Here is a 2,125-nt window from a genome sequence, read left to right as displayed (position 1 = left end):
GATACACCGTGGTATTATCGAGCAGATGTGAGAGGTAGTGTTGCGTGAAGCGTTCCATGACGTCGGCACGCGTCTGCTCGTCCGCCCCGGGGGTAATCTTTTCGATGAGGCGGGGGATGCCTTCGCCGACAAGAGTGATCGTCTCCGAAACGGTAAAACGCCGGGAGGAATAAGGCTCGACCGCATGATTCAGGGCATGCATGATATCGAGACTCGAATCGACAAGGGTGCCGTCCAGGTCGAAGATGATGAGACGCAGGGACATAGAAAATTATATCACAGAAAAATCGGCGGCATCCGCTCCGGCAGAACGTTAAGGCTCACTATCTCGTCGGGAAATGTCTCGGAGCGAATATTATGAAATCTTTGGGGTACCGGTCTTGGCAAAGGGAGCGTCCGTGAAAGGGCGAATCCGGACTGTCTGAGGCGAAGCCGAGTTTCCGGATTCGAGCGACTGAGTTTTAGACCGGTCAAAGATTTCATGCACATGAGCAGAGAGATGTTTCCCGCCCGCTCAACGATTTGCGAGGCTCCCCCGCTTTGCCCCAAAAGAAAAAACCCGCCTTTGCTTCGGCGGGCTTCTTACTGTTCAGAAATCTATCGTGCAGAATGCTTCTCGGCGAGCTGTACCCTTATCGTTGCTCTTTCGAGTGCGGCCTGGGCCCTCACAAAATCGATCATCTCGGCCTGTTTCAGCCTCTCTTCAGCCCTCTTCATCGCCGCCCTGGCGCGTTCGACGTCGATGCCTTCGGAGCGTTCGGCGCTGTCGGCAAGCACCACTCCTCTGTCCGGAGCGATCCCCGCATACCCGCCGCTCACAAAGATAAATCCTGTCTGTCCGTCCTTCTTATAGGTGATGATTCCGGTCTTCAGGGTCGTCACAAAGGGCGCGTGTCCCGGGAAAACCCCGAACTCGCCTTCAGTCCCGGGAGCAGCGAAATCATCCACGTCATCGCTGAACACGGAACCGTAGGGAGTGACAATATCCAGTCTCAGCTTATTTTCCACGTCTGTGCCTCACGGTCAATCAGGAATTTCATTTCTACCGCGACCAGCCGAGCTTCCGCGCATTCTCCTCGACCTCTTCGATTCCGCCGGTCATGTAGAACGCCTGCTCGGGGACGTCATCATACTGGCCGTCGACGATGGCCTTGAAGCCCTTGATCGTATCGGCTATCTTCACATACTTGCCCGGTCTTCCGGTAAATACCTCCGCCACATGGAAGGGCTGGCTCAGGAATCTCTGAATCTTCCTCGCCCTCGAAACCGTCAGTTTGTCGTCTTCGGAAAGCTCTTCCATACCGAGGATCGCGATGATGTCCTGGAGTTCCTTGTAGCGCTGAAGGATCTTTTGGACGCTCCTCGACACCGCATAGTGCTCGTCCCCGATCACCTTCGGATCGAGAATTCGGGAGGTCGAATCGAGAGGGTCGACCGCGGGGTATATCCCGAGTTCGGAAATCTGCCTTGAAAGAACGACCGTGCCGTCAAGATGGGTAAACGCAGTCGCCACGGCCGGGTCGGTGAGGTCGTCGGCAGGGACATAGATCGCCTGCATCGAGGTGATTGCCCCTTTCTTCGTGGTCGTGATCCGTTCCTGGAGAATGCCCATCTCCGTGCCCAGCGTCGGCTGGTATCCCACGGCAGAGGGCATTCTGCCGAGGAGCGCCGACAGCTCGGCGCCTGCGAGCGTGTATCTGAAGATGTTGTCGATAAAAATAAGCACGTCCTGCCCCTCGTCCCTGAAGTATTCCGCACAGGTCAGGGCCGTGAGCGCGACTCTCGCCCGCGCACCCGGGGGCTCGTTCATCTGTCCGTAGATGAGCGCCACTTTCTCGAGAACGCCCGAATGCTTCATTTCGCCGTAGAGGTCGTTCCCTTCTCTCGTCCTTTCTCCCACGCCCGCGAAGACCGAGACGCCGCCGTGCTTCATCGCGATGTTATGGATCATCTCCATGATGACAACGGTCTTTCCGACGCCTGCGCCTCCGAACATCCCCATCTTGCCTCCGCGGACAAAGGGAACAAGGAGATCGAAGACCTTCACGCCCGTCTCGAAGACCTGCGTCACCGGCTCCTGGGATGCAAAGTCGGGCGCGGGCCTGTGTATCGGCATCCGTGTTTC

The 2,125-nt window shown here is 57.0% G+C and carries 3 protein-coding genes; all 3 read right to left on the bottom strand.

Translation table 11 applies throughout. From position 1 onward, the window contains the following. The coding region (locus VEI96_11780; GenBank protein HXX58673.1) for an HAD hydrolase-like protein at positions 1–265 on the bottom strand (265 nt) is incomplete at its 3' end. A gap of 332 nt (positions 266–597) precedes the next feature. Further along, complete coding sequence (locus VEI96_11775) at positions 598–1,008, bottom strand: F0F1 ATP synthase subunit epsilon (protein HXX58672.1); 411 nt, start codon at positions 1,006–1,008, stop codon at positions 598–600. 34 nt (positions 1,009–1,042) lie between these two features. Next, the coding region (atpD, locus tag VEI96_11770; protein HXX58671.1) for a F0F1 ATP synthase subunit beta at positions 1,043–2,125 on the bottom strand (1,083 nt) is incomplete at its 5' end.

The sequence above is a fragment of the Thermodesulfovibrionales bacterium genome (genome assembly GCA_035622735.1).
Lineage (GTDB): Bacteria > Nitrospirota > Thermodesulfovibrionia > Thermodesulfovibrionales > UBA9159 > DASPUT01.
This window is presented reverse-complemented; position numbering and strand designations above follow the sequence as displayed.